General features: G+C 56.8%; 23 protein-coding genes and 1 tRNA gene. 15 read left to right on the top strand and 9 right to left on the bottom strand.

Annotation, left to right across the window (positions count from 1 at the left end):
- Window positions 1-207: 207 nt before the first annotated feature.
- From rpsA to AC2FIC_RS19480, 7 genes are all read left to right on the top strand, one after another.
- Window positions 208-1,884 carry a 30S ribosomal protein S1 gene (gene rpsA / locus AC2FIC_RS19510; RefSeq protein ID WP_142639449.1) on the top strand — a complete coding sequence of 559 codons (1,677 nt, stop codon included), beginning with the start codon at window positions 208-210 and terminating at the stop codon, window positions 1,882-1,884.
- Between the two features lie 270 nt (window positions 1,885-2,154).
- Window positions 2,155-2,439, top strand: a complete 285-nt coding sequence (ihfB, locus tag AC2FIC_RS19505) for an integration host factor subunit beta (protein ID WP_037310872.1) — start codon at window positions 2,155-2,157, stop codon at window positions 2,437-2,439.
- 6 nt (window positions 2,440-2,445) lie between these two features.
- Window positions 2,446-2,796 carry a lipopolysaccharide assembly protein LapA domain-containing protein gene (locus AC2FIC_RS19500; RefSeq protein ID WP_496692967.1) on the top strand — a complete coding sequence of 117 codons (351 nt, stop codon included), beginning with the start codon at window positions 2,446-2,448 and terminating at the stop codon, window positions 2,794-2,796.
- A gap of 8 nt (window positions 2,797-2,804) precedes the next feature.
- Window positions 2,805-3,455: a phosphoribosylanthranilate isomerase gene (locus AC2FIC_RS19495; protein ID WP_496692950.1), complete on the top strand. Its 651-nt coding sequence runs from the start codon at window positions 2,805-2,807 to the stop codon at window positions 3,453-3,455.
- Between the two features lie 92 nt (window positions 3,456-3,547).
- Window positions 3,548-4,795 (top strand): tryptophan synthase subunit beta, encoded by a 1,248-nt coding sequence (gene trpB / locus AC2FIC_RS19490; protein ID WP_142639455.1) that lies wholly within the window; start codon window positions 3,548-3,550, stop codon window positions 4,793-4,795.
- Window positions 4,796-5,161: 366 nt separating this feature from the next.
- A tRNA-Asn gene (locus AC2FIC_RS19485) sits at window positions 5,162-5,236 on the top strand.
- Between the two features lie 401 nt (window positions 5,237-5,637).
- On the top strand, window positions 5,638-6,783 hold the full coding sequence (locus AC2FIC_RS19480) for a slipin family protein (protein WP_496692951.1): 1,146 nt from the start codon (window positions 5,638-5,640) through the stop codon (window positions 6,781-6,783).
- A gap of 42 nt (window positions 6,784-6,825) precedes the next feature.
- On the opposite strand, the gene AC2FIC_RS19475 is transcribed toward AC2FIC_RS19480, so the two are convergent.
- From AC2FIC_RS19475 to AC2FIC_RS19445, 7 genes are all read right to left on the bottom strand, one after another.
- Window positions 6,826-7,200: a DUF2237 family protein gene (locus AC2FIC_RS19475; protein WP_142639459.1), complete on the bottom strand. Its 375-nt coding sequence runs from the start codon at window positions 7,198-7,200 to the stop codon at window positions 6,826-6,828.
- A gap of 9 nt (window positions 7,201-7,209) precedes the next feature.
- Entirely contained in the window at window positions 7,210-8,373 is a 1,164-nt protein-coding gene (locus tag AC2FIC_RS19470) for a serine hydrolase domain-containing protein (protein ID WP_496692952.1), read from the bottom strand.
- Between the two features lie 82 nt (window positions 8,374-8,455).
- Window positions 8,456-9,136 (bottom strand): aminoacyl-tRNA hydrolase, encoded by a 681-nt coding sequence (gene pth, locus AC2FIC_RS19465; protein ID WP_496692953.1) that lies wholly within the window; start codon window positions 9,134-9,136, stop codon window positions 8,456-8,458.
- Window positions 9,137-9,273: 137 nt separating this feature from the next.
- Window positions 9,274-9,927, bottom strand: a complete 654-nt coding sequence (locus AC2FIC_RS19460; RefSeq protein WP_496692954.1) for a 50S ribosomal protein L25/general stress protein Ctc — start codon at window positions 9,925-9,927, stop codon at window positions 9,274-9,276.
- 242 nt (window positions 9,928-10,169) lie between these two features.
- Window positions 10,170-11,336 carry an alpha-hydroxy acid oxidase gene (locus AC2FIC_RS19455; RefSeq protein ID WP_496692955.1) on the bottom strand — a complete coding sequence of 389 codons (1,167 nt, stop codon included), beginning with the start codon at window positions 11,334-11,336 and terminating at the stop codon, window positions 10,170-10,172.
- Window positions 11,337-11,488: 152 nt separating this feature from the next.
- Window positions 11,489-12,280: a tryptophan synthase subunit alpha gene (gene trpA, locus AC2FIC_RS19450; RefSeq protein WP_496870206.1), complete on the bottom strand. Its 792-nt coding sequence runs from the start codon at window positions 12,278-12,280 to the stop codon at window positions 11,489-11,491.
- A gap of 78 nt (window positions 12,281-12,358) precedes the next feature.
- Window positions 12,359-12,826 (bottom strand): acyloxyacyl hydrolase, encoded by a 468-nt coding sequence (locus AC2FIC_RS19445; protein ID WP_496870205.1) that lies wholly within the window; start codon window positions 12,824-12,826, stop codon window positions 12,359-12,361.
- 212 nt (window positions 12,827-13,038) lie between these two features.
- Between AC2FIC_RS19445 and ychF the strand changes: the two genes are divergently transcribed.
- Together ychF and AC2FIC_RS19435 are read left to right on the top strand one after the other, a co-directional pair.
- On the top strand, window positions 13,039-14,136 hold the full coding sequence (gene ychF, locus AC2FIC_RS19440) for a redox-regulated ATPase YchF (RefSeq protein ID WP_496692956.1): 1,098 nt from the start codon (window positions 13,039-13,041) through the stop codon (window positions 14,134-14,136).
- Between the two features lie 11 nt (window positions 14,137-14,147).
- Window positions 14,148-14,651 carry a GNAT family N-acetyltransferase gene (locus AC2FIC_RS19435; RefSeq protein WP_496692957.1) on the top strand — a complete coding sequence of 168 codons (504 nt, stop codon included), beginning with the start codon at window positions 14,148-14,150 and terminating at the stop codon, window positions 14,649-14,651.
- 62 nt (window positions 14,652-14,713) lie between these two features.
- Here AC2FIC_RS19435 and AC2FIC_RS19430 read toward each other — a convergent pair whose 3' ends face one another.
- Window positions 14,714-16,339, bottom strand: a complete 1,626-nt coding sequence (locus AC2FIC_RS19430) for a GMC family oxidoreductase (RefSeq protein WP_496692958.1) — start codon at window positions 16,337-16,339, stop codon at window positions 14,714-14,716.
- A gap of 103 nt (window positions 16,340-16,442) precedes the next feature.
- On the opposite strand from AC2FIC_RS19430, the gene AC2FIC_RS19425 reads away from it, so the two are divergent.
- Complete coding sequence (locus AC2FIC_RS19425; RefSeq protein WP_496692959.1) at window positions 16,443-17,321, top strand: LysR substrate-binding domain-containing protein; 879 nt, start codon at window positions 16,443-16,445, stop codon at window positions 17,319-17,321.
- A gap of 4 nt (window positions 17,322-17,325) precedes the next feature.
- Here AC2FIC_RS19425 and AC2FIC_RS19420 read toward each other — a convergent pair whose 3' ends face one another.
- Window positions 17,326-17,895 (bottom strand): helix-turn-helix domain-containing protein, encoded by a 570-nt coding sequence (locus AC2FIC_RS19420; RefSeq protein WP_185956736.1) that lies wholly within the window; start codon window positions 17,893-17,895, stop codon window positions 17,326-17,328.
- Window positions 17,896-18,075: 180 nt separating this feature from the next.
- Between AC2FIC_RS19420 and glyA the strand changes: the two genes are divergently transcribed.
- From glyA to AC2FIC_RS19395, 5 genes are all read left to right on the top strand, one after another.
- Complete coding sequence (gene glyA / locus AC2FIC_RS19415; protein ID WP_496692960.1) at window positions 18,076-19,329, top strand: serine hydroxymethyltransferase; 1,254 nt, start codon at window positions 18,076-18,078, stop codon at window positions 19,327-19,329.
- Window positions 19,330-19,338: 9 nt separating this feature from the next.
- On the top strand, window positions 19,339-20,721 hold the full coding sequence (gene lpdA / locus AC2FIC_RS19410; RefSeq protein ID WP_496692961.1) for a dihydrolipoyl dehydrogenase: 1,383 nt from the start codon (window positions 19,339-19,341) through the stop codon (window positions 20,719-20,721).
- 14 nt (window positions 20,722-20,735) lie between these two features.
- On the top strand, window positions 20,736-21,680 hold the full coding sequence (gene lipA, locus AC2FIC_RS19405; protein ID WP_496692962.1) for a lipoyl synthase: 945 nt from the start codon (window positions 20,736-20,738) through the stop codon (window positions 21,678-21,680).
- A 25-nt stretch (window positions 21,681-21,705) separates the two neighbouring features.
- The gene (locus AC2FIC_RS19400) at window positions 21,706-23,079 is read left to right on the top strand and encodes an alanine/glycine:cation symporter family protein (protein ID WP_282022286.1); all 1,374 of its coding nucleotides are present in this window, start codon (window positions 21,706-21,708) and stop codon (window positions 23,077-23,079) included.
- 78 nt (window positions 23,080-23,157) lie between these two features.
- Window positions 23,158-23,580: a universal stress protein gene (locus AC2FIC_RS19395; protein ID WP_282022287.1), complete on the top strand. Its 423-nt coding sequence runs from the start codon at window positions 23,158-23,160 to the stop codon at window positions 23,578-23,580.
- The last annotated feature ends 93 nt before the right edge of the window (window positions 23,581-23,673 follow it).

The raw sequence follows: 23,673 nt of genomic DNA, 5'->3' as shown, positions 1-23,673 counted from the left end.
GGTAAAACTTGCAGCGCCTGTGCGAACCCGTTATAGAGCGCGCGTCGACAAGGCGATTTGAGCCATAAAACAATGAGACGAGCAGGGTCGGACCAACCGGCCCTCTTTGTTTTGCGGTATATGTCAGGTCGTCTGACCAATCCACTAAGACCGGCGGAGACAACCGCTCGGCCAGCAAAAACGTTATGTAAAGGAAAACACTGCCAGATGGCTGATACAACCATGGAGGAATTCGAAGCCCTCCTTAATGAAAGCTTCGAAATGGACACGCCCGAAGAGGGTTCTGTTGTCAAAGGTAAGGTTCTGGCGATCGAAGCCGGCCAAGCCATCATCGACGTCGGCTACAAAATGGAAGGCCGCGTTGATCTGAAAGAATTCGCAAATCCTGGCGAAGCCCCTGAAATCACTGTTGGTGACGAGGTTGAAGTTTACCTGCGCGCCGCAGAAAACGCCCGTGGCGAAGCTGTCATCTCACGTGAGATGGCCCGCCGTGAAGAGGCATGGGACCGTCTGGAAAAAGCATATGCCGACGACCAGCGCGTCGAAGGTGCAATCTTTGGTCGTGTCAAAGGTGGCTTCACCGTCGATCTGGGTGGTGCAGTTGCGTTCCTGCCCGGCTCGCAGGTTGACGTGCGCCCCGTACGCGACGCTGGCCCTCTGATGGGTCTGAAGCAGCCGTTCCAGATTCTGAAAATGGACCGTCGCCGTGGCAACATCGTTGTTTCGCGCCGCGCAATCCTGGAAGAATCGCGTGCCGAACAGCGCGCCGAGGTTATCGGCAACCTGACCGAAGGTCAGACCGTAGAAGGCGTGGTCAAGAACATCACCGAATACGGTGCGTTTGTTGACCTGGGCGGCGTTGACGGCCTGCTGCACGTCACCGACATGGCATGGCGCCGTGTGAACCACCCGTCCGAGATCCTGACGATCGGCGAGACCATCAACGTTCAGGTCATCAAGATCAACAAAGAGACCCACCGGATCAGCCTGGGCATGAAGCAGCTGCAGGAAGATCCGTGGGATCTGGTTGCAGCCAAGTATCCGCTGAGCTCGGTTCATCAGGGTCGCGTCACCAACATCACCGACTACGGCGCGTTCGTCGAGCTGGAAGCTGGTGTCGAAGGTCTGGTGCACGTGTCCGAGATGTCCTGGACCAAGAAAAACGTCCACCCCGGCAAGATTGTTTCGACCAGCCAGGAAGTCGACGTCATGGTTCTGGAAATCGATGGCGCCAAGCGTCGCGTGTCTCTGGGCCTGAAGCAGACTCAGCGCAACCCGTGGGAAGTGTTTGCAGAAACACACCCCGAGGGCACCGAAGTCGAAGGCGAAGTCAAGAACATCACCGAATTTGGTCTGTTCATTGGCCTCGAAGGCGACATCGACGGCATGGTTCACCTCAGCGATCTGTCCTGGGACGAGCGTGGCGAGGATGCCATCCAGAACTACCACAAGAACGACGTGGTACAGGCCGTTGTGTCTGAAGTGGATGTCGAGAAAGAGCGTATCTCGCTGTCGATCAAAGCCCTGGGCGGTGACAAGTTCGCCGAAGCCGTGGGCGGCGTGAAGCGTGGCTCGATCATCACCGTTGAGGTCACCGCGATCGAAGATGGCGGCATCGAGGTCGAGTACGAAGGTATGAAGTCGTTCATTCGTCGTTCCGACCTGAGCCGTGACCGTGCCGAACAGCGCCCAGAGCGTTTCTCGGTCGGTAACAAGGTCGACGTCCGCGTCACCAATGTCGACAGCAAGACCCGTCGTCTGGGTCTGTCGATCAAGGCACGTGAGATCGCCGAAGAGAAAGAGGCCGTGGAACAGTACGGTTCTTCCGACTCGGGCGCATCGCTGGGCGATATCCTGGGTGCAGCGCTGAAGTCGGGCGACTAAGTCCGAGCCTCAGTCAAGCCGAATTTACGGCCCCGTGTGAAAGCGCGGGGCCGTTTTTGTTGCGAATCAACATGTTCGCATTTTCAGGCTAATTGGGTCTTAGGTTCATACATTTGTCAGGCAAATTACATGAACTGGCAAAAAATCGCGTTACTTAACTGTAATTTTCAACCTTTGCCCGCAGAGTTTACGTTCCCCCGAACCCAGTTTTTTCCTATACTGTTCAGAATAATAGGCATGGTTAACCGGTCGCCTGGGAGGGTAACGCACATGATCCGTTCAGAACTGATTCAGAAAATCGCCGACGAGAACCCGCATCTTTATCAGCGTGACGTCGAGCGAATCGTGAATACCGTGTTCGAAGAAGTAACGGATGCGATGGCGCGAGGAGATCGGGTTGAACTGAGAGGCTTCGGGGCGTTTTCAGTGAAACAGCGCGATGCCCGTGTGGGTCGTAACCCGCGCACCGGCGAAACTGTGCAGGTCGAAGAAAAATGTGTTCCGTTTTTCAAAACTGGCAAGTTGCTAAGGGACCGGTTGAACGGTAAAGCCTAGGCCATGATGCGCTACCTTCGATATGCTTTTCTCGCGGTCCTCGGGATCGTCTTGATTTCAGTCTCTCTGGCCAACCGCGAAGCGGTTGAGCTGACGCTTATTCCCTCGGCTATAGCCGATTTGCTTGGCTTCAATTTCAGCGCCTCGTTGCCGCTGTTCGTGGTGGTTCTGGGTGGCATCGTCGCTGGCCTGGTCATTGGCTTTCTTTGGGAATGGCTGCGCGAGCACAAGCACCGCCGCGATGCTACCGCCAGCAAAGGTGAAGTGCGCAAGCTTGAGCGTGAGGTCAAGAAGCTCAAGAAGAAGCAGAACGAAGGGCAGGACGAAGTTCTCGCCCTGTTGGATGAGGCCAGCTGAGGCCCGGAATGTCGGATGTAGCGGTTAAAATCTGCGGCCTGACTGCACCAGATCACGTGCGCGCAGCAGCTGATGCGGGTGCACGGTATCTTGGTTTCAACTTCTTTCCGAAATCGCCTCGATATGTTTCGCCTCAACAAGCAGCAGCTTTGTTCGAGCATGTCCCCGTTGGGGTTGCAAAGGTCGCCTTGGTTGTGAACGCCACGGATGAGTTGTTGGACAGTATCACCGCAGTCGCCCCTTTTGACATGTTGCAGCTGCATGGCTCAGAATCTGTCGAGCGGGTGCAGGAAATCAAGGCGCGCTATGGGTTGCCTGTTATCAAGGTGGTTGGTGTTGCAGATGCCGAAGACCTGGCCGCCATTGATACTTATTGCGATGTTGCCGATCAGTTGCTGATAGATGCCAAGGCGCCAAAGAGCTCGGTTCTGCCGGGTGGAAACGGGCTGGCGTTTGACTGGCGTTTGCTGGCTGGGCGCAAATACTGGCGCAAGCCCTGGATGCTGGCCGGTGGGTTGAACCCCGGCAATGTGGCCGAGGCCATCCGTATGACGGGCGCGCGTCAGGTCGATGTCGCCTCGGGCGTGGAAAGTGCACCGGGCATCAAGGATGCCGCGATGGTTCGTGCGTTTGTAGACGCTGCAATTCGGGCCGGCTGAGGTATCACATCTAAGGATTCCCATGTGCGTTTTGTCATGGCAAATCCCTCCGCTACCTCCTATGAACAACGGGTACGACGATGGAGACACCCATGGCCAACGATCTTTTCAATTCCTTCATGTCCGGCCCAGACGAGCAGGGCCGTTTCGGCATTTTCGGCGGGCGTTTTGTCAGCGAAACGCTGATGCCGCTGATCCTGGCGCTGGAAGAGGAATATGAAAAGGCCAAGGACGATGCCTCATTTTGGGCCGAGATGGACGATCTGTGGGCCAACTATGTGGGACGCCCCTCGCCATTATATTATGCCGAGCGCCTGACCGAGCATCTGGGTGGCGCCAAAATCTATCTGAAGCGCGATGAGCTGAACCACACCGGCGCGCACAAGATCAATAACGTATTGGGCCAGATCATTCTGGCGCGGCGCATGGGCAAGACCCGGATCATTGCCGAGACCGGCGCCGGACAGCATGGCGTGGCCACAGCCACCGTTTGCGCCAAGTTCGGTTTGAAATGCGTGGTCTATATGGGCGCGCATGATGTGCAGCGACAGGCCCCGAACGTGTTCCGCATGCGCTTGCTGGGGGCCGAAGTGATCCCTGTGACGTCAGGTCGTGGCACATTGAAAGACGCGATGAACGATGCGTTACGTGACTGGGTGACCAACGTGCGCGATACTTTTTATTGCATCGGTACAGTTGCTGGCCCGCACCCGTATCCGGCGATGGTGCGCGACTTTCAGTCGATCATCGGCAAGGAAGCAAAGGAACAGATGCACAAGGCTGAGGGCCGTTTACCCGACACGCTCATCGCCGCCATCGGGGGTGGATCGAACGCAATGGGTCTGTTCTATCCGTTCCTGGATGATAAATCCGTCAACATCATCGGTGTCGAAGCCGGTGGTAAGGGCGTGAACGACAAGATGGAACATTGCGCCTCGCTGACCGGCGGCCGCCCCGGTGTTCTGCATGGCAACCGCACCTATCTGCTGCAGGATGATGACGGGCAAATCCTCGAAGGATACTCGATCTCGGCTGGTCTGGATTACCCGGGCATTGGCCCTGAACATTCATGGCTGAACGATATAGGCCGCGCGCAATATGTGTCGATCACCGACAAAGAGGCGCTTGAGGCGTTCCAGCTTTGCTGTGCAACCGAAGGCATCATCCCGGCGCTTGAACCTAGCCATGCGCTGGCTCATGTGATGAAGATCGCGCCGGATCTGCCCAAGGATCACCTGATCTGCATGAATATGTGTGGACGTGGTGACAAGGATGTTCAGACCGTGGCGAAATATCTGAACTTCGACATGTCGGATACCGAAGGTCGCAGCGCCGATTGACCAGGCGGTAAAATTTGAAATTTCTGACAAAAGCTGTGTGCCTTTGAACGGTGTGCAGCTTTGGTTTCCAGCCTGCGGCTTTTCGAATGTTGCGCAGCTGGGTAATTTTGTTGCGCACCCGCCACAGGTGCATTTCCACCTCTCAGAATATCATTGAGCGAATCCTGCCTCTTCGCCTAAACCCGCCGTTACCGGTCAAAACGGGCCGGACCCTAGCGAGCAGAGGTGATCACTCTCTCGGTGCGGACGGCGCTGCCGAAACCGTATGCCAGGGCCGAAACCGGGGATTGGTACATGCTTTGTAGCTCAGGTGGAAGAGCGGCAGATGGCAAGTCTGTGAGCGAAGGTTCGACTCCTTCCAAAGCTCCAAATGTAGCTCATTCTGGTTAGAGCAATCGACTGTTAATCGATGTGTAGCGGGTTCGAGTCCCGCCATTTGAACAAACGCTGTTAGGTCAGCACCGGCCTTCAACGCCGGTCCGTGAAAACGGTCCAAATCATTAAGGTCCGGGTGTTCCCCAGCAGGGGTGGCACCGCGCTACGTCAGGCTTTGGCCGGGCGGGGCAGGGGTCTTCGCTGCTCTGGTCTTGGGCCGGAGGGCAGATGACGGTGTCGCCGGATTGACGCCCCGCTTGATCCCTTGGGAACAGGCGGCGCATTGGTCCCGCGCCCCTCTCTCTGACCCTCTCGCAAAAGGGCACGGCGCGGGGGATGCCCGGTCTTTCACAGCCTTTATCCGAAGGCTTCACACCTGTCACCCAATCGGGGTGCAACCCACTGAAAACATGAAAAGGAGTTCGCTTTTGCGACGACGATAGAGCGAGACGAAAAGGAGAAATGAAATGACACTATTCCAAGATCTGATCGACCGGCTGACTGGTCATCAACGGCTGACCCTGACCGAGACCCAGCGGGTGCTGGTTTTGCGCAAGGGGGTAATTGACACCATCCTCGGCCCCGGGAAACACCGGCTGCCACGCAGGGATGTGCTGACCGAGCTGCACGATCTGGAGGCTCTCTTTTTCGTGTCGCCCTATGAGCGGGCGCTGATGCAGAACCGGCCCGAACTGGCCGAGGCGCACCTGACCGAGTTTCGGGCAGGGCCCAACGAGGTTCTGGTTCTGCTTCGGGATGGCGTGCCCGCTCGAGTGCTGATTCCCGAAGTACGGGCGCTAGTTTGGAAGGATGCCGGCCCCTGGGCCGTTGAGCAACACGCGCTGACCGAGTCCATGGTTGTGCACAAAGCAGTCGCGCAGCGGCTGGTTCGGGTGGGGCTGCAGATGCACCTGACGCGGGTCGAGATTGCCGAAGGGCATGTCGGTTTGCTGACGGTGGATGGCGTGCTGGTGGATCGGCTGAACCCCGGCGCTCATGCCTTCTGGAAGGTGGGCCGGAACGTCGAGGTCAAGCAGATCGACCTGCGGCAACGAACCCATGAGGTAACGGGTCAAGAGATACTGACCAAGGACCGGGTGACCATCCGGGTCAACCTCAGCGCCGATTACCGGGTCGTCGATCCGGTCAAGGCGATGGGGGCGGTGAAGGATTTTGATCAGGCCCTGCACCGGGCCCTGCAACTGGCGTTCCGGAAGACCCTTGGGTCGATGACGCTTGACCGGCTACTTGCCGAGAAGGTGGGCGTTGACACCGAGGCTGCGGATCGGGTGCGGACACAAATGGCCGGGATCGGCATCGAAGTGGGTGAGATCGCGTTGAAAGACGTCATCCTGCCCGGCGAGATGCGCGAAATCCTGACCGCCGTGGTCGCGGCCGAGAAACAGGCCGAGGCAAACGTCATCCGGCGGAGGGAAGAAACCAACGCCACGCGGTCTTTGCTGAACACCGCGAAAGTGATGGCGGAAAACCCGGTGATGCTGCGACTGAAAGAGCTGGAAGCGCTGGAAACCATCGCCGGCAAGGTCGAGCGGCTGACGGTTCATAACGGAACCGAGGGTCTGATGTCTGACCTTGTGAAATTGCGGGATTGATCCCGAATAAGGGCCGGTCCGGGTGATCCCGGGCCGGTCTGCCTAGTCCTGAACCGCGTGTTGGTTGAGAATGCGCAGAGGCACGATGTCCAGCGCCCGTTGATGTGTCGCCTCAAGATGAACCTTGGGCGCGCATCCTTCGTCATGGGCTTGCAGGAAGCGACCCGCACATAAACACCAGCTGTCACCGGCGCGCAGCCCGGGAAAATTAAACTCGGGGCGCGGCGTGCTGAGGTCATTGCCGACATATTTCGAATAGGCCAGAAACTCGACCGTCATTACCGCGCAAACCGTGTGGCTGCCCTGATCCTCGGGGCAGGTATTGCAGGCGCCATCGCGAAAGAACCCAGTCAGCGGATCGCGGGAGCAAGGGGCGAGCACGCCCCCCAGAACATTTATGCTTTCCTGTTTCTGCATAAGAGCATCTTACAGGCTTTGCGCAATCTTGCGGAACATTTCTATGTTGATCTCATTCACGCCAGGGTCTCGAAACTTGCGATCGGCCCCGGTGGACACGATCAGCACCCCGCGCGGCTGGTCGAAATAGATATACTGACCATAGACGCCGCGGGCCATGAACTCGCCCTCATGCGCGCCCACGGGAATCCACCACTGATATCCATAGCCGATCTTGCCCGATGCGGTCGGGGCACTGGGCAGGACCGAAGCGGCGATCCATTCAGCCGGTACTAGTTGCTGCCCATCATGAACCCCGTTTTGCAGGATCATCTGACCGAAACGCGCATAGTCGCGGGTGGTGAAATTCAAGCCCCCCAGAACAAAGGCAACTCCGGCCCCGTCGGTCACGTAATAGCCATCCCGCTCCAGCCCAAGTGGCTGTACAATGCGCTCTGTAAGCAGTTCGGCCACGCTGCGACCGGTTGCTCCTCGGACCACCATACCGATAACATGGGTGTCGATTGACACGTATTTCCAGGTTTCTCCGGGTGTTGCGAAACTGTCCTGCAGCGAGGCGGCAAAATCGTCCAGTTCTCGGCCTAAGGCGACCACTCGACCCATCCGGTTGATGTCAGAATTGTAATCCAGATAATCCTCGTTGAAGGTCACACCGCTGGCCATGTTCAACACGTTGCGAATCGTCGTACCATCATAGGCCGTGCCTTTTAGTTTGGGCACGTATTGCACGACAGGATCGTCCAATGAGGCGATTGCGCCTTCGTCCAGCAATATGCCGAACAATGCAGAAAGATAGCTTTTGGCAACCGACCACGAAATGCGTCGATCGTCTGGTGTGGTGCCCAGATAGTATTCCTCAAACCGGATCTGCCCGCCCTGCATCACAAGCAAGGATGTGACCGACCGGTCTTCGATCCATTGATCCGTGCCTGCTGGCAGGTCAAACCCGGGCCCGTAAGGCAATTCCCATGTGGCCCCATCCCCGCGCGGCAAGTTGACGGTTTTGAAAGCTGCATCCATATGCGAGAAGTTGTGAACGATCTTTTCGGGGGAAAACAATGAGTTCACCGCCATCAAGCGTTGAATTTCCTCGCGTTTCCAGAACCCGACAACGGCGGCTGCCAGCACAAGCATCAGCGCGATACGCAGCACCCATTTAAACAAAGCTCTCATTTGTCGCCTCCCATGATTGCCGGTATTGGAGCCTGCCCGGGAACATTCCGCAATCCGGACGTAGGGGCAACGGCAAAGGGCGCTATTTGAACTTGTCCATCAGCTTCTGCATGGCAGACCTGCTGTCCTCGGCGGGTTCGGTAATGGTCTGGGCCGCTGGTTTTGGGTGCTCGGACGGTGACTTGGACGAACGCGGCGGTGCCGTTCGCTGGGCAACGGCGTTCATGAACTTACCGCCATCGCCATTCGCCAGGTGCCTTGCGCCATCTGCAACGCCGCGCAGGACATCTTCCAACCAGTCGTTGTCAGCCTTTGCGAAATCGCCCAAGACATATGGCGAAACCAATTCTTTCCGCCCGGGATGACCGATCCCAAGGCGCACCCGATCATAGGCTGGGCTGATATGTTCGTGGATCGACCGAAGCCCGTTGTGACCGGCATGGCCTCCGCCTGCCTTGACGCGGACCTTACCCGGCGCCAGATCCAATTCATCATGTAGGACAGTGACGTCGGTCGAATCCAACTTGTAAAACCGCATGGCCTCGCCCACCGATTGACCGGACCGGTTCATGAAGGTCTGAGGCTTGATAAGCAAAACCTTTTCTTGACCCAGCCGCCCTTCGGCGATTTCGGCCTGAAATTTGGATTTCCAAGGACCAAAGCCGCAATCCTCGGCGATCCGGTCAACGGCCATAAAGCCAATATTGTGCCGGTTTCGAGCATATTTTGATCCGGGATTTCCCAGGCCGACAAACAGCTTCATCGTCATGTCCTTGTCTCAAGCGCGATATCGCAACTGGTTGATGGCACGGATCGGGGCCGATTTTCCAGCCCAATGGGCAAAAGAAAACGGGACCCCAATGGGGCCCCGTCACAAAAACCGAAACTTTGGATCCGGCCTTATTCTTCTTCGCTTCCGACGACTTCGACTTCATCGGGTGCAACATCACCCTCTTCGCCATCTTCGTCATCGCTTGTAGCCAGGCCGGTTGGGGCCGAGATGTTGGCGATCACAAAGTCACGGTCGATGGTCGGCTTGGTGCCAGCAGGCAGATCGACCGACGAGATGGTGACAACGTCGTTGATGTTCAGACCGGTCAGATCAACGGTGATCTTCTCAGGAATCTCACCAGCGGTACACATCAGCTCGACCTCAGGACGGACAACGGTCAGAACGCCGCCTTTCTTGATGCCGGGGGCCTCTTCCTCGTTGATGAAATCAACCGGAATAAACAGTGCGATCTTGGTGGTCCGACGCAGGCGCATCAGGTCCAGGTGGGTCGGCAGGTCTTTGACAACGTCACGCTGAACGTCGCGGCAGATGACGCGAACGTCTTCCTGGCCTTCAACCTTCAGGTTCCACAATGTCGACTTGAACCGGCCCGCTTTCAGGCGCTTGAACAGTTCGTTGAACGGGATCTGGATCGGCAGCGGCTCTTTGTCGCCACCAAAAACAATGCCCGGAACCATGCCATCGCGGCGTGCCTGACGAGCGGCGCCCTTGCCTGTCCCCGTCCGTTCCAGAGCTACGAGATCAGGAATCTCTCCAGCCATGATATTTCTCCAATGTTAGGGCGGGTATCCTCCAAGGCTGTATACCCGCGTGAAGCCGCGTCCTTAGCTTGATTCATTGGGTTTGGAAAGGGGTTTTTGCAGCTCGTCTATTTTACGAGGCTCCGTCTCGCGCTCCGAAGTATTTTCGGCCAGATGGAGCAAGGAATCCTTTCTTCAACTGGCTCTAAATATATCGGGCGAGGCGGCCAAAGGGCGACTGGGGTAGAGCCCCATGCGCGCGATCAATCTGTCCAGCTCCCTCCGAAGTCTTTCGGGACAAGCAAATTGTGCCGGCCCAGATCGCTCAAATTGCGTTCACCGCAAAGCGCCATGGTCGTATCAAGTTCTTTCTGAATGATCTCAAGTGCCGTGGTCACGCCTTTCTGGCCCATTGCGCCAAGACCGTAAACAAAGGCGCGCCCGATAAAGGTGCCCTTCGCGCCAAGTGCCAGTGCTTTCAGAACGTCCTGGCCAGATCGGATGCCGCTGTCCAGATGCACCTCGATATCATTGCCGACGGCGTCCATGATCTCGGGCAGGACGCGAATGGAGCTGAGCGCCCCGTCCAGCTGGCGACCTCCGTGGTTCGAAACCACGATGGCATCGGCGCCCAGCTTGGCGGCCATCTTGGCATCCTCGGAATCCAGGATACCCTTGAGGATCACCTTGCCGCCCCATTGGTTCATCAGCTTTTCAACCTTGCCCCAATCCAGGCTGGGGTCGAATTGTTCCGCCGTCCATGTGCCCAGCGATCTTGTATCAGTGATATTATCAACATGGCCAACAATATTGCCGAAGTTCCGCCGTTTGGCGCCTAACATTTCGATGCCCCAGGCCCATTTTGTCATCAGATTGGCGATGGTCTTGGGCGTCAGCTTTGGCGGCGCGGACAGACCATTCTTTAGGTCCTTGTGGCGCTGCCCGAGTATTTGCAAGTCCAGGGTGATCACAAGGGCCGAACATTTTGCATCCTTGGCGCGTTGGATCAGTCGAGAGACATAGTCCTGGTCCTTCATGGTGTAGAGTTGGAACCAGAAGGGCGCAGTGGTGTTCTCGGCCACCTCCTCGATAGAATTGATTGACATCGTGGACAGGGTAAAGGGGACGCCAAAAGCCTCGGCTGCTTTGGCGGCTTTGATCTCACCATCCGCGTGCTGCATGCCGGTCAGACCAACGGGGGCAAGGGCAACAGGCATGGTAACATCCTGTCCGATCATCTGCGACGCCGTCGTGCGCCCGGTCATATCAACCGCTACTCGCTGGCGCAGGCGGATATCTTCGAAATCCGAGCTGTTATCGCGAAAGGTCTGCTCGGTCCAGCTGCCGCTTTCGGCATAGTCAAAGAACATGCGCGGGACGCGTCGTTCATAGATGTGTTTGAGGTCTTGGATATTGGTGATGACGGGCATGAGATGCGGCTTTCGAAAGATTGGTCCTTTTTCTTTACCAATTTTTCGAAAGCCTCGCAACGCCACGTTTCTGTGCGCAACGTTAGGTGCAATAGAAAAACCGCAGCCGGGTTGCGCCGACTGCGGTCAAGATTGCGAAACCGGTCGTTGGATCAGGCCGAATGTGCCCCATCTGCCAGCGATTTGACAAAATCCAGAACTTCACCAACCGACTTCCCGGCGGCGATCTGGCTGACAATGGCCGAGCCGACCACAGCGCCATCGGCAACAGTTGCGATTGCCCGCGATTTTTCCGGGGTATTGATTCCAAAGCCCACGATCACTGGCAAATCCGTGGCGGATTTGATCCGAGAGACCTCGGGGCCTACATTCGTGGCCTGGGCTTCGGCTGCACCTGTGATCCCCGTGATCGAGACGTAATACACAAATCCCGAAGTGTTCTGAAGAACGCGCGGAAGCCGTTTGTCATCCGTTGTCGGCGTGGCGAGGCGGATAAAATTCAATCCAGCCGCCTGTGCAGGCAGACAAAGTTCGTCATCTTCTTCGGGAGGCAGGTCAACGACGATCAGGCCGTCGATGCCAGCCTCAGTAGCGTCCGCCAGAAACCTTTCCACACCGCGGCTGTAGATGGGATTGTAATACCCCATTAGCACAATAGGCGTTGTATCATCCGTTTCCCGAAAAGCACGTGCAAGATCCAGTGTGCGTTGCAGGGTCATCCCGCCCTCTAGGGCGCGTTGTCCTGCTGCCTGGATGGTCGGACCATCCGCCATTGGGTCGGTGAACGGCAGCCCAAGTTCGATCACGTCGACACCGGCACCGGGCAAGCCCCTGACGATCTCAAGCGAGATGTCGAAATCGGGGTCACCGGCCATGATGTAGGATACGAAGGCCTTTTTGCCCTCGGCCTTGAGGGCGGCGAACTTGGCGTCGATACGGGTCATCTGCGGTCCTTGCATACGGATTTGAACCTGATGTGCAGAAACTTTGCACGGAAATCAATCCCGCCGCGCCAGATTGCTTCAGAACCCGTAGTGATAACGCATGAACACTGAGTTGACGCCGGGATTGAAACTGTCCGTGCTCGCGTTCGAATTATGGGTGATGGCCAGCGAAAGCTTGTTTCCGTTTTCCAGGGCATATCCAATTCCGAAAAGGCTGCGGATCTGGAAATTTCCGCCGAGATCATTGTCATCATTTGAGGCGTTGTAGTAACCAGGCATCACGCTGGCCTCTGCGAACCACCGATCAGAGATCGTATAGAGACCGACCAAACCGGCGCCAATATGCGTGTCGGCATCTGCATCCACCGTCAGGGCCACACCCCAGCCAGCACTGAGGCGCGTGGCTTCGTGAAACGGGCTGTGCTGATATTCCAGTGACACGACCGCCTGATCATTGCTGCTGGTGTGGGTGAAATCCGCATATCCTGCTCCCAATACGATGGACTGCCCGTGTGCCATGGTCGTGGTGGCCAGCAAAGTGCTCATTAAGAAAAGTGTTTTCATCTCAGTACTTCTTGGTTTTCTCAACTCCCTGTCAGTTGGTGACGTGGCAGTGGCAGAATCAAGTATTCGAAGTACACGTTTGATTAACAGATAAGTGATGTTGCAACTGGGACTCGACCTGTTGCCGCCGTCTGGGTTGCGCATTTGCCCGGACGTGAATAGAAGACGCCGTCGTATCGCTTCAGGAGGCCGAGATGGGCTTTAAAATGGGAATCGTGGGTTTGCCGAATGTGGGCAAGTCAACTCTCTTCAATGCGCTGACCAAGACAGCGGCTGCTCAGGCGGCGAATTTCCCGTTCTGCACCATTGAACCCAATGTGGGTGATGTGGCCGTGCCCGATGACCGGCTGGACAAGCTGGCGGCGATTGCAAGTTCAAAGCAGATCATCCCGACGCGAATGACGTTTGTGGATATCGCGGGCCTGGTAAAGGGCGCGTCAAAGGGCGAGGGGTTGGGCAACCAGTTTCTGGCCAACATCCGTGAGACTGACGCCATCGCTCATGTGTTGCGCTGCTTCGAAGATGGTGATGTGACCCATGTCGATGGCCGCGTCGATCCCGTGGCGGATGCCGATACGATTGATACCGAACTGATGCTGGCCGATCTGGAAAGCATCGAAAAGCGCCGTGCCAATCTGGTGCGCAAGCTGAAGGGCAACGACAAAGAGGCACAGCAACAGGAACGTTTGCTTGCCGAAGCGCAGGCCATGCTGGAAGACGGCAAACCCGCGCGTCTGGTCGAAGTTAGCGACGAAGACGACAAGGCGTGGAAAATGCTGCAACTGCTGACCACCAAACCGGTTCTCTATGTCTGCAACGTCTCGGAAGAAGAGGCCGCCGAGGGCAATGAATATTCAGCCCGTGTGGCTGAAATGGCCGCAGCGCAAGGCAACTCGCACGTCATTATCAGTGCCAAGATCGAAGAAGAGATTAGCCTGCTGGAAGAGGACGAAGCGCAGATGTTCCTCGAGGAAATGGGGCTGGAAGAGCCCGGTCTCGACCGTCTGATTCGCGCAGGCTACGACCTGCTGAAGCTGGAAACCTATTTCACCGTCGGCCCGAAAGAGGCCCGCGCCTGGACCATCCGCACCGGCACCGCCGCGCCGCAGGCAGCTGGCGTCATCCATGGCGATTTCGAAAAGGGTTTCATCCGTGCTGAAACGATCGCGTATGACGACTATGTTTCGGCAAATGGAGAGCAGGGCGCCAAAGAGGCAGGCAAGATGCGCGCCGAAGGCAAGGGCTATGTCGTCAAGGATGGCGATGTGATGCACTTCTTGTTTAATACTTAAGCGCCTTGGCATTGCGAACTGCAGAAAAGTCAGATGCCTCCAGTATCGCTGCCATCTCGATTGAGGTTTGGATCGGAACCTACCTCAAACATGGTGTCAGTGGGATTTTTGCAGATTTCGCCTTGTCGGAATTCACGCTAGGCAAAATCCTAGGACAGATTCAAAACCCGGATGAATTCGTTCTGGTGTCCGACAATAACCAGGGGATTGACGGGTTAATCCGTGTTTCCCCTGCACGCAGCGCCCCTATTTCCGGGTGGTGGGGCATGGAGATATCGACATTCTACGTCCAGCCGCGCCATCACGGAAAAGGCATCGGAAGTCGTCTTTTGGCAGCCGCGCTGGAACATTGCCGGGAGCAGGGGGCAGATGTGGTCTGGCTGATGACCAATGCTGAGAACGCCTCGGCCATCAAGTTCTATCTGGCCAAGGGTTTCGAGTTCATTGGAGAGACCCACTTTCAGATCGACGATCAGAAGTATTTGAACAACGTCTATGCTTTGCACTTTTCCTGATCAGGGAATGAGGCCTCTTTCCAGACCAAATATTCTGTAAGACGGTCTTCTTTCCCTCTGCTTCAAGCGTTCATGCGCTTTGTGGCATCTTCCAGAATGAGGTCCGCGCCGCGCGCGGCCAGCATCATCACAGGCGCATTGGTGTTGCCTGAGGTGATGCTTGGAAACGAGGACGCGTCGACCACCCTAAGGCCTGCCACACCATGCACCCGCAGTCGAGAATCCAGAACTGAATCCTGTTCCGATGTCCCCATGCGACATGTACAGCTTGGATGAAATATAGTTCCGGCGTTGGCGCGGAAATTTTCCAACAGCTGGTCGTCATTCATCCGCGTAACATCTGGTTCTATCCGGGTCCGCGTAACACTGCGGATCGCCTCAGTCTGCGCTAGTTTCTGTAATACCCGACCCGCTTTGATAGCCATGTCGCAGTCATGGTTTGTGGAGAGAGAGTTCGGTTGGATGGCGGGTGCATCCATGGGATCTGCCGAACGGATGTTGATCTCCCCTCTGCTTGTCGGCCTGCAGGGCTGGGCGCACAGAAGAAAGCCTGCTTCGGTATCAACGCCCGGCTGTCCTTTGGAGTCGGTCTTATAGGACATCGGATTGCAATAAATTTGCATGTCAGCAAATTCGGCGGTTTCGTCCGAACGCACAAAGCCGCTGACCTGGTTGACGGGGACGCTGAGTGGCCCGCTGCGGGACAACAGATAACGAATACCGGACAACATCTGTCCCAACCGATTGCCAAGCGTATTATTCAATGTCGGCTCGGTCGCATGAAAGAAATGGGATATGCCAAGATGATCCTGCAATCCCTGTCCAACCTGCGACAGGTTATGGCGCACTTTGATGCCGTGCCTTTTCAACAGGTTCGCAGGCCCGATCCCTGAAAGCTGCAAGAGCTGTGGCGAGTTTACGGCTCCGGCAGATAGGATAACTTCACGGGTCGCCATGGCCTCGGCCATTTGACCCCCGACACGATAGCGAACACCGGTGGCTTTGCCTTGATCCAGAATGACGTTCTGCACCAGAGCATTGGATACCACCCGCAGATTACCACGTTTCAGGGCGGGGTGCAGGAACGCGGCTGCTGATGACCAGCGGCGGCCGTTTTTGACAGTACTGCGCAGCCTCATCATCCCTTCGGCGTCCTGACCGTTCAGATTGTCAGAAATATGCCAGCCCATCTGCCGTGAGGCCTCCAGAAAGTGGCGCGAAAACGGGTGCATGCCCTCACTGACATCGCTGACCACGAGAGGGCCGCCCTCGGAGGAAGGTGTTTGGCCTCTTTCGACATGGGTCTCGATCGCCTCATAGGTCTGGCGTACTGTTTCCCAGTTCCAACCCTCTGCGCCTGCCTTGGCCCAGTCATCAAAATCATGCGAGAGGCCTCGCAAATATGCCATGGCGTTGATCGAGCTTGATCCGCCAATAACCCGCCCGCGCGGCCAATAGGCCTGACGATTGTTCAACCCGGGATCAGCCTGGGCCGAGTAACACCAGTTCACCTTGGGATCGTTGAAGGTTTTGCCGTATCCCAGCGGTACATTGATCCAGAAACGGCGATCGGTTCCACCGGCTTCTATCAGCAACACTTTATGGCTGCCACACGCGCTCAGCTTGTTTGCCAGCACGCAGCCGGCAGATCCGGCGCCCACGATGATATAGTCGAAGGTCTGCGTCATCTCGAACCGTTCTGGGTAATTGGCCCCATGATTTGCACGCAATGATTGTCAATACAAACAATGTATATTACCCATTAGGCATAATTTACATTGAAGGTAAGAAATGGCGAAACTGCCCCATGTCACCTGGTTGCGGGCTTTTGAAGTTGCCGCGCGTCACAACAGTTTCTCTGCGGCAGCAGAAGAGCTGGGGCTGACATCAGCCGCCGTCAGTCAACAGATACGGTTGTTAGAGAAGCATCTAAACGTATCCCTGTTCGAACGCTTGCCGCGCGGGGTTGCCCTGACCGAAATCGGGCGGGCCTATGCGATGCCGGTTCAAAAGACGTTCTCCGAGTTAAGAGACGCAACCAGCGGCCTTTTCACCAATTCCCGCAGGCGGGTGGTCAAAATACGGGCCTCCATCTCATGTGCGGGGCTGGTAATCGCACCAAGACTGGCTGAGTTTGAAGACCTGCACCCCGACATCAAAGTGGACCTCTCCACCTTCGTCTGGGCGAACCGGTTTGGAGAGGAAGAAAGCGATATTGATATCCGGTTCGGCTATGGTGACTGGGATGACGGGATCGTCTCGCATCTGGGCCATGAATGTGCGGTGCCGGTCTGCCATCCCGATTATGCGGCATCTTTTGGCGCAGATCTGAGCATTCAAAATCTGGCTCAGGGCCGGGTCGTCACAATCAAAGGGTCCGAGAATGACTGGATGAGATTGTCCGATCAATACACGCTCAATTTGGGCGCGCCCTCCAGAACGCTTCGAATGGATTCGTCACTTTTGGCCCTGCAGGCCGTCACGGCGGAGCAGGGCGCGGCCATGGTATTAGAAAGCTTTGCCCATGAGTACATTAAGCAGGGTTTGCTGGTGGCACCTTTTGATTACCGCCTGCCCATTCAACCTTCGCACTATCTGGTTAAGCGCAAAGGCGCTGAAGACCGCATCGAGGTACAGGTTTTCGCAAGTTGGGTGACGTCACTCTATTAGTGGGCTATTCCAGCGATACCCAAAGCACACGGGCATCTTCGGTACTGGTTGAAATACAGCCGTGCCCCATTCCACTGTCATAATAGAGCGAGTCCCCGGCTTTCATCGGCAGCGGTCGGTAGTGTTCCGACACAAAAGTCAGCTCTCCGCTGAGGACAAACATGAACTCTTCTCCAGAATGGCGAATCCAGTTTTCAAATTCGGAAATGTCGCGCGCCTTGATTGTCGCGATATAGGGCAGCATCCGTTTGCTGGTCAGCTCTGAACACAGCAATTCATGGATATATGTGGAGGTGTCCTTGATCTCACCGTCGCCCTTGGGCGTATAATCGCGACGGCCTGATATACCCGATTGACCGGACTGTAGAAACAGCTGCGGTGTGCTGAGGTCAAGCGCCTGTGTGAGCCGCCGAACAATATCAAAGCTGGGCTTTGTCTGGTTGTTTTCGATTTTTGACAGGGTTGATCGACCGATCCCGGCAGCACGACCGGCTTCTTCCAAAGTCCAGCCTTTTGCACGGCGCGCGTCGCGGATCGAGCGGCCCAGAGCCATACCCTCGTCCTGTTCGTCCATTCCGGAAACATCCGTTAAGTTCTCTTCTGCCACGTGAAATCCCCCTGTTTTATCGATGCTTGCATAATTTCCAATCAAAATCAAATTCACCATTGTAAGAAAAATGTTGCCTTAAGGATGAAAATTCCACTATAGGAAACAAAGTTTCGCGAATTGGATTCGGAACCGTGGGAGGAGACCATGTTTAAAACGTCGCTGGCTGAGGCCGATCCGGTAATCTCTGCGTCGATTTCCCGTGAGGGTGCCCGTCAGGCGGATCAGATCGAACTGATCGCATCTGAAAACATCGTCTCGCAGGCGGTGATTGATGCGCAGGGGTCTGTGCTGACCAACAAATACGCCGAAGGGTATCCCGGTCGCCGGTATTACGGTGGCTGCGAATATGTCGACGAGGTCGAATCCGAAGCTATCGAGCGGTTGAAGAAACTGTTTGGGTGCGAATACGCAAACGTACAACCTCATTCCGGTGCTCAGGCGAATGGAGCGGTCAAGCTGGCGCTGCTTAGCCCCGGTGACACGATATTGGGAATGTCGCTGGATGCTGGCGGGCACCTGACCCACGGCGCGAAACCCGCGCAATCGGGCAAATGGTTCCGTCCGGTGCAATACGGTCTGAACGATGCCGGGCTGATTGATTATGATCAGGTCGAGGCATTGGCAGAAGCTGAGAAGCCCAAGCTGATCATCGCGGGCGCATCGGCCTATTCGCAGAAAATCGACTTTGCGCGCTTTCGGGCAATCGCTGACAAGGTTGGGGCCTGGCTGCTGGCAGATATGGCGCATATCGCGGGGCTGGTGGCGACTGGGCTGCATCCGTCGCCTGTTGGGCACGCTCATGTGGTGACGTCGACCACTCATAAGACCCTACGTGGACCACGCGGCGGGATCATCCTGACCAATGATGAAACACTGGCCAAAAAGATCAACTCGGCTGTGTTTCCGGGTCTGCAGGGTGGCCCGCTGATGCATGTGATCGCGGGCAAGGCCGTAGCCTTTGGTGAAGCTTTGAAGCCTGAGTTCAAAACCTACATGCAGCGCGTAGTCGACAGCGCGGCGGCTTTGGCGAATGTGATGATGGCGCGAGGCTGTGACATCGTTTCTGGCGGAACCGAGAACCATCTGATGTTGGTCGATCTGCGCCCCATCGGCGTGACCGGCAAAGATGCCGAAGCCGCGCTTGAGCGTGCAGGTTTTACTTGCAACAAAAACAGTGTTCCCGGCGATCCGCAAAAGCCAACGATTACCAGTGGTATTCGTCTGGGCACCGCTGCCGGATGCAGCCGTGGATTTGGCCCCGAAGAGTTTACGACGATCGGTCATCTGATTGGCAACGTGCTGGACGCTTTGGCTCAGTCTTCTGACGGGGATGCGACCGTCGAAAAAGAAACTCGTGAAAAAGTCCGCGCCCTGTGCGCGAGCCATCCGATCTATTGAGGTTAAATCATGAGCACCTATGACCTGATCGTTATTGGCGGTGGCCCCGGCGGATATGTAGCGGCCATTCGTGCCGCTCAGCTGGGCATGAATGTCGCTTGCGTCGAGGGGCGGGGTGCTCTTGGCGGGACCTGTCTGAATGTGGGGTGCATACCCTCCAAAGCGTTGCTGACCTCCTCGGCCAAATATGCCGAGATCAGCCATCTCTCCTCCCATGGCATTGAGGTCGAGGGGGCCAGCATCGACATCGGCGCGATGATGGGGCGCAAGGACAAGATCGTTGGTGACCTGACCAAAGGGATCGGATTCCTGTTCAAAAAGAACGGTATCGACCTGATCGAAGGTTGGGCCAGTATTCCGGCTGCAGGGCAGGTTCAGGTCGGCGACACGATCCATGAGGCAAAGAACATCCTGATCGCCACCGGGTCCGAGCCCACCTCGCTGCCGGGGATTGAGATTGACGAGCAAGATATCCTCAGCTCAACCGGGGCGATTGCGCTGGACACCGTGCCGGATCATCTGGTGGTGATCGGTGCCGGTGTCATCGGATTGGAACTGGGTCAGGTCTGGGCGCGTCTGGGTGCCAAAGTCACGGTGGTTGAATATCTCGACCGTGTTCTGCCCGGCATTGATGGAGAGATCGCCAAGCTGGCACAGCGCGCCCTGTCAAAGCGCGGGCTGAAATTCCAACTGGGCAGGGCGTTGAAATCGGTCGGGAAAACCGACGCGGGCCTGTCCCTGATCGTGGACCGAGTTGGCAAGGACAAGGAAGAAGTGATCGAGGCCGACAAGGTCCTGATCGCTGTAGGCCGCCGCCCTGTGACGCGCGGACTGGGGTTGGAAGATCTGGGCGTTGCCATCAACCAACGCGGTTTTATCGAGGTCGATGGAGCGTTCCAGACCTCGGTGCCCGGTATCTATGCGATTGGTGATTGTGTGCCCGGACCTATGCTGGCGCATAAGGCCGAAGAAGACGGCGTCGCCTGTGTCGAAATCCTGGCCGGTCAGGCCGGGCATGTGGATTACAACACCGTTCCGGGCGTGGTTTACACCGACCCCGAGGTCGCCTCGGTCGGTTTGACCGAGGAGGCGCTGAAAGAGGCTGGCACTGACTACGCGGTCGGCAAGTTCGCCTTCATGGCCAATTCTCGGGCGCGTTCGACCGGTGAAACGGATGGTGCGGTCAAGGTTCTGGCTGGCGATGACGGTCAAATCCTGGGCGCGCATATCTGCGGCGCGCATGGCGGCGACCTGATTGCCGAGCTGGTTCTGGCCATGACCAAAGGCGCAACAGTTGCTGAAGTTGCCGCAACCTGTCATGCGCACCCTGCCATGGGCGAGGCGGTCAAAGAGGCCTGCCTTGACGCCCTGGGCCGTGCGATTCACGCTTAACGAGGATCAGCCAGATGACCATCCAGCTTCGACCTCGCCACCCGGAAAAAGCCAAAAAGGCTGACAGTGTCATTCCGCGTAAACCGAAATGGATTCGGAAGAAACGGGTTGAAAGCTCAGAATATTACGAAACCCGCCGCCTGATGCGTGACCATAATCTGGCTACCGTTTGCGAAGAGGCTGCTTGCCCAAATATCGGCGAATGCTGGTCCAAGCGCCACGCCACCATGATGATCATGGGCGAGGTCTGTACCCGCGGCTGTTCCTTCTGCAACGTTGCCACTGGCCGCCCCGACGCTCTGGACCAGTTCGAACCCGGCCGTGTGGCCGTTGCGGTGAAAAAGCTGGGCCTGCGTCATGTCGTGATCACCTCGGTTGACCGGGATGATCTGGCTGATGGCGGCGCTGAACATATTGCCCAAACCATCCGTGCTGTGCGCCACCAGAATCCCGGCACAACGGTAGAAGTTCTGACCCCCGACTTTCTGGGCAAAGGGGACGCGGCCGATCTGGTATTTGCGGCCGCCCCCGACGTATTCAATCACAATCTCGAAACGGTTCCGCATCTGTATCCCACGGTGCGTCCGGGCGCGCGGTATTACACTTCGCTGCGTCTGTTGGACGATGCCAAGCGCGCCAACCCCGAGATCTTTACCAAATCCGGCTTGATGGTTGGCCTGGGCGAGAGCCTGAATGACGTGCGTCAGGTCATGGACGATCTGCGCGCGGCTCAGGTCGATTTTCTGACAGTGGGGCAATATCTGCAGCCGACCGCAAAACATCACCCGATTGACCGGTTCTGGACACCGGAAGAATTCGCCCAGCTTGAGCAGATCGCACGCTCAAAGGGCTTTCTGCACGTGTCAGCCACGCCGCTGACCCGTTCGTCGTTCCACGCGGACGAAGACTTTGCCGCCCTCAAGCAAGCTCGCCAAAGGGCGATTGCTGCCGGGGCATAATCCAAACGCGCTAGGGAGGAATACCATGGAAGCGTTAAATTCAATCGTAGGGGCCATCAATGGCGTCGTGTGGGGGCCGCTGATGCTGGTCCTCATTCTTGGCGTTGGCTTCTTCCTGCAGGTGGGGCTGAAATTCATGCCGATCCTGCGTATCGGCACGGGCTTTAAGCTGCTGTTCGCCGGTCGAGAAAGTCAGGGCGATGGGCAGATCAGCCCGTTCAACGCACTGATGACGTCGCTGTCGGCGACCATTGGTACGGGTAACATCGCCGGTGTTGCTACTGCTGTCTTCCTGGGCGGTCCGGGCGCTTTGTTCTGGATGTGGATGACCGCCCTGGTGGGCATGGCCACCAAATATGCCGAGGCTGTTCTGGCGGTGAAATACCGTGAGAAGGACGAGCTGGGCAACTTTGTCGGTGGTCCGATGTACTACATCAAGAACGGTCTGGGTGCGAAATGGGCCTGGCTGGGTGTTGCATTTGCCCTGTTCGGCGCAGTTGCAGCCTTTGGTATCGGCAACGGTGTGCAAGCCAATGGTGTTGCACAGGTTCTCGAAGCCAATTTCGGCCTGAATACCTCGGTCACCGGTGTGGTGCTGATGGTTCTGACCGCCGCTGTAATCTTGGGTGGTATCACGCGTATCGGTGCCGTTGCCGGTAAACTGGTTCCGTTCATGGCGATTGCCTATATCATCGCGGGTCTGCTGGTTCTGTTGATCAATATCGGTGAAATCGGCAATGCTGTGTCGTTGGTCTTCACCTACGCCTTCACACCCTCGGCCGCCGAAGGTGGCTTTGCGGGCGCCGCCGTTTGGGCCGCCATTCGCTTTGGTGTGGCACGCGGTGTCTTTTCGAACGAAGCCGGTCTGGGTTCCGCCCCGATCGCGCACGCAGCAGCCGAAACCAAAGGTCCGGTAAACCAGGGCCTGATCGCGATGCTGGGAACGTTCATCGACACTATCATCGTCTGCTCGATCACCGGTTTGGCAATCATCGCCTCGGGTGCGTGGACCACGGGTGAATCCGGTGCCGCGTTGACTTCGGCCGCCTTCGAAATGTCGTTGCCGGGCATTGGTGGCTACTTGATCGCCATTGCGCTGTCGATCTTTGCCTTTACCACCATCCTCGGTTGGTCGTTCTATGGCGAAAAATGCGTCGAGTTCCTGTTGGGTGTGAAATCTTTGGTGCCATACCGCGTCTTGTGGATTATCATGATCTACTTTGGTGCAACCGCGGATCTGGGTTTCATCTGGCTGCTGGCTGACACGCTGAACGCCATGATGGCCATCCCGAACCTGATCGCCCTGGCCTTGCTGAGCCCCATCGTCTTCAAACTGACGAAAGAGTTCTTTGCCTCCGGTGGCAAGTCTGAAGAGCCGGGTGGCACGCCTGCCGAATAAACCGGGCACTGAAAACCTACGGGGGGCCATTCCGGCCCCCCGACTTGAAACAGAATTCCTATCTCGAGGAGAGGCGTGATGGCCACGAAAATCCTGCTGCCGATTGATCACTCTGACGACCGTTCCTGGAAACAGGCATTGCCGGTCGCATTGGAACAGGCGAAATTCTACGGTGCCGAACTGCACGCGGTCGCCGTCATCCCCGAGATCATCCAGCTTCCGAACCTGCCTGCCAATTATGGCGCGGGCGCCAGAGAACATGTGCGCAACGCGGTTCAGACCATTTTGGACAATGGTGGCGCTGCGGGCGTAGCTGTCCATGTCCAAGAGGGCAGCGTCTACCGCGAAATTCTGAAGTTCGCTCACAAAGAGAGCTTCGACATGATCGTCATGGCGTCGACCAAGGGCGATTTCCCGAATTATGAAATTGGTCCGAACCTGGCACGCGTGGTGCGCAATGCGCATTGCACCGTCATGGTTGTTCGTGACCAGTCCCGCTGATCGAAAGGTACCTGAAATGACGGATATTAAGCGCACGCCTTTGCATGGTTTGCATGTTGAGTTGGGTGGGAAGTTGGTTGATTTTGCGGGCTG

Source organism: Ruegeria sp. CDSC079 (assembly GCF_059610505.1).
This window is presented reverse-complemented; position numbering and strand designations above follow the sequence as displayed.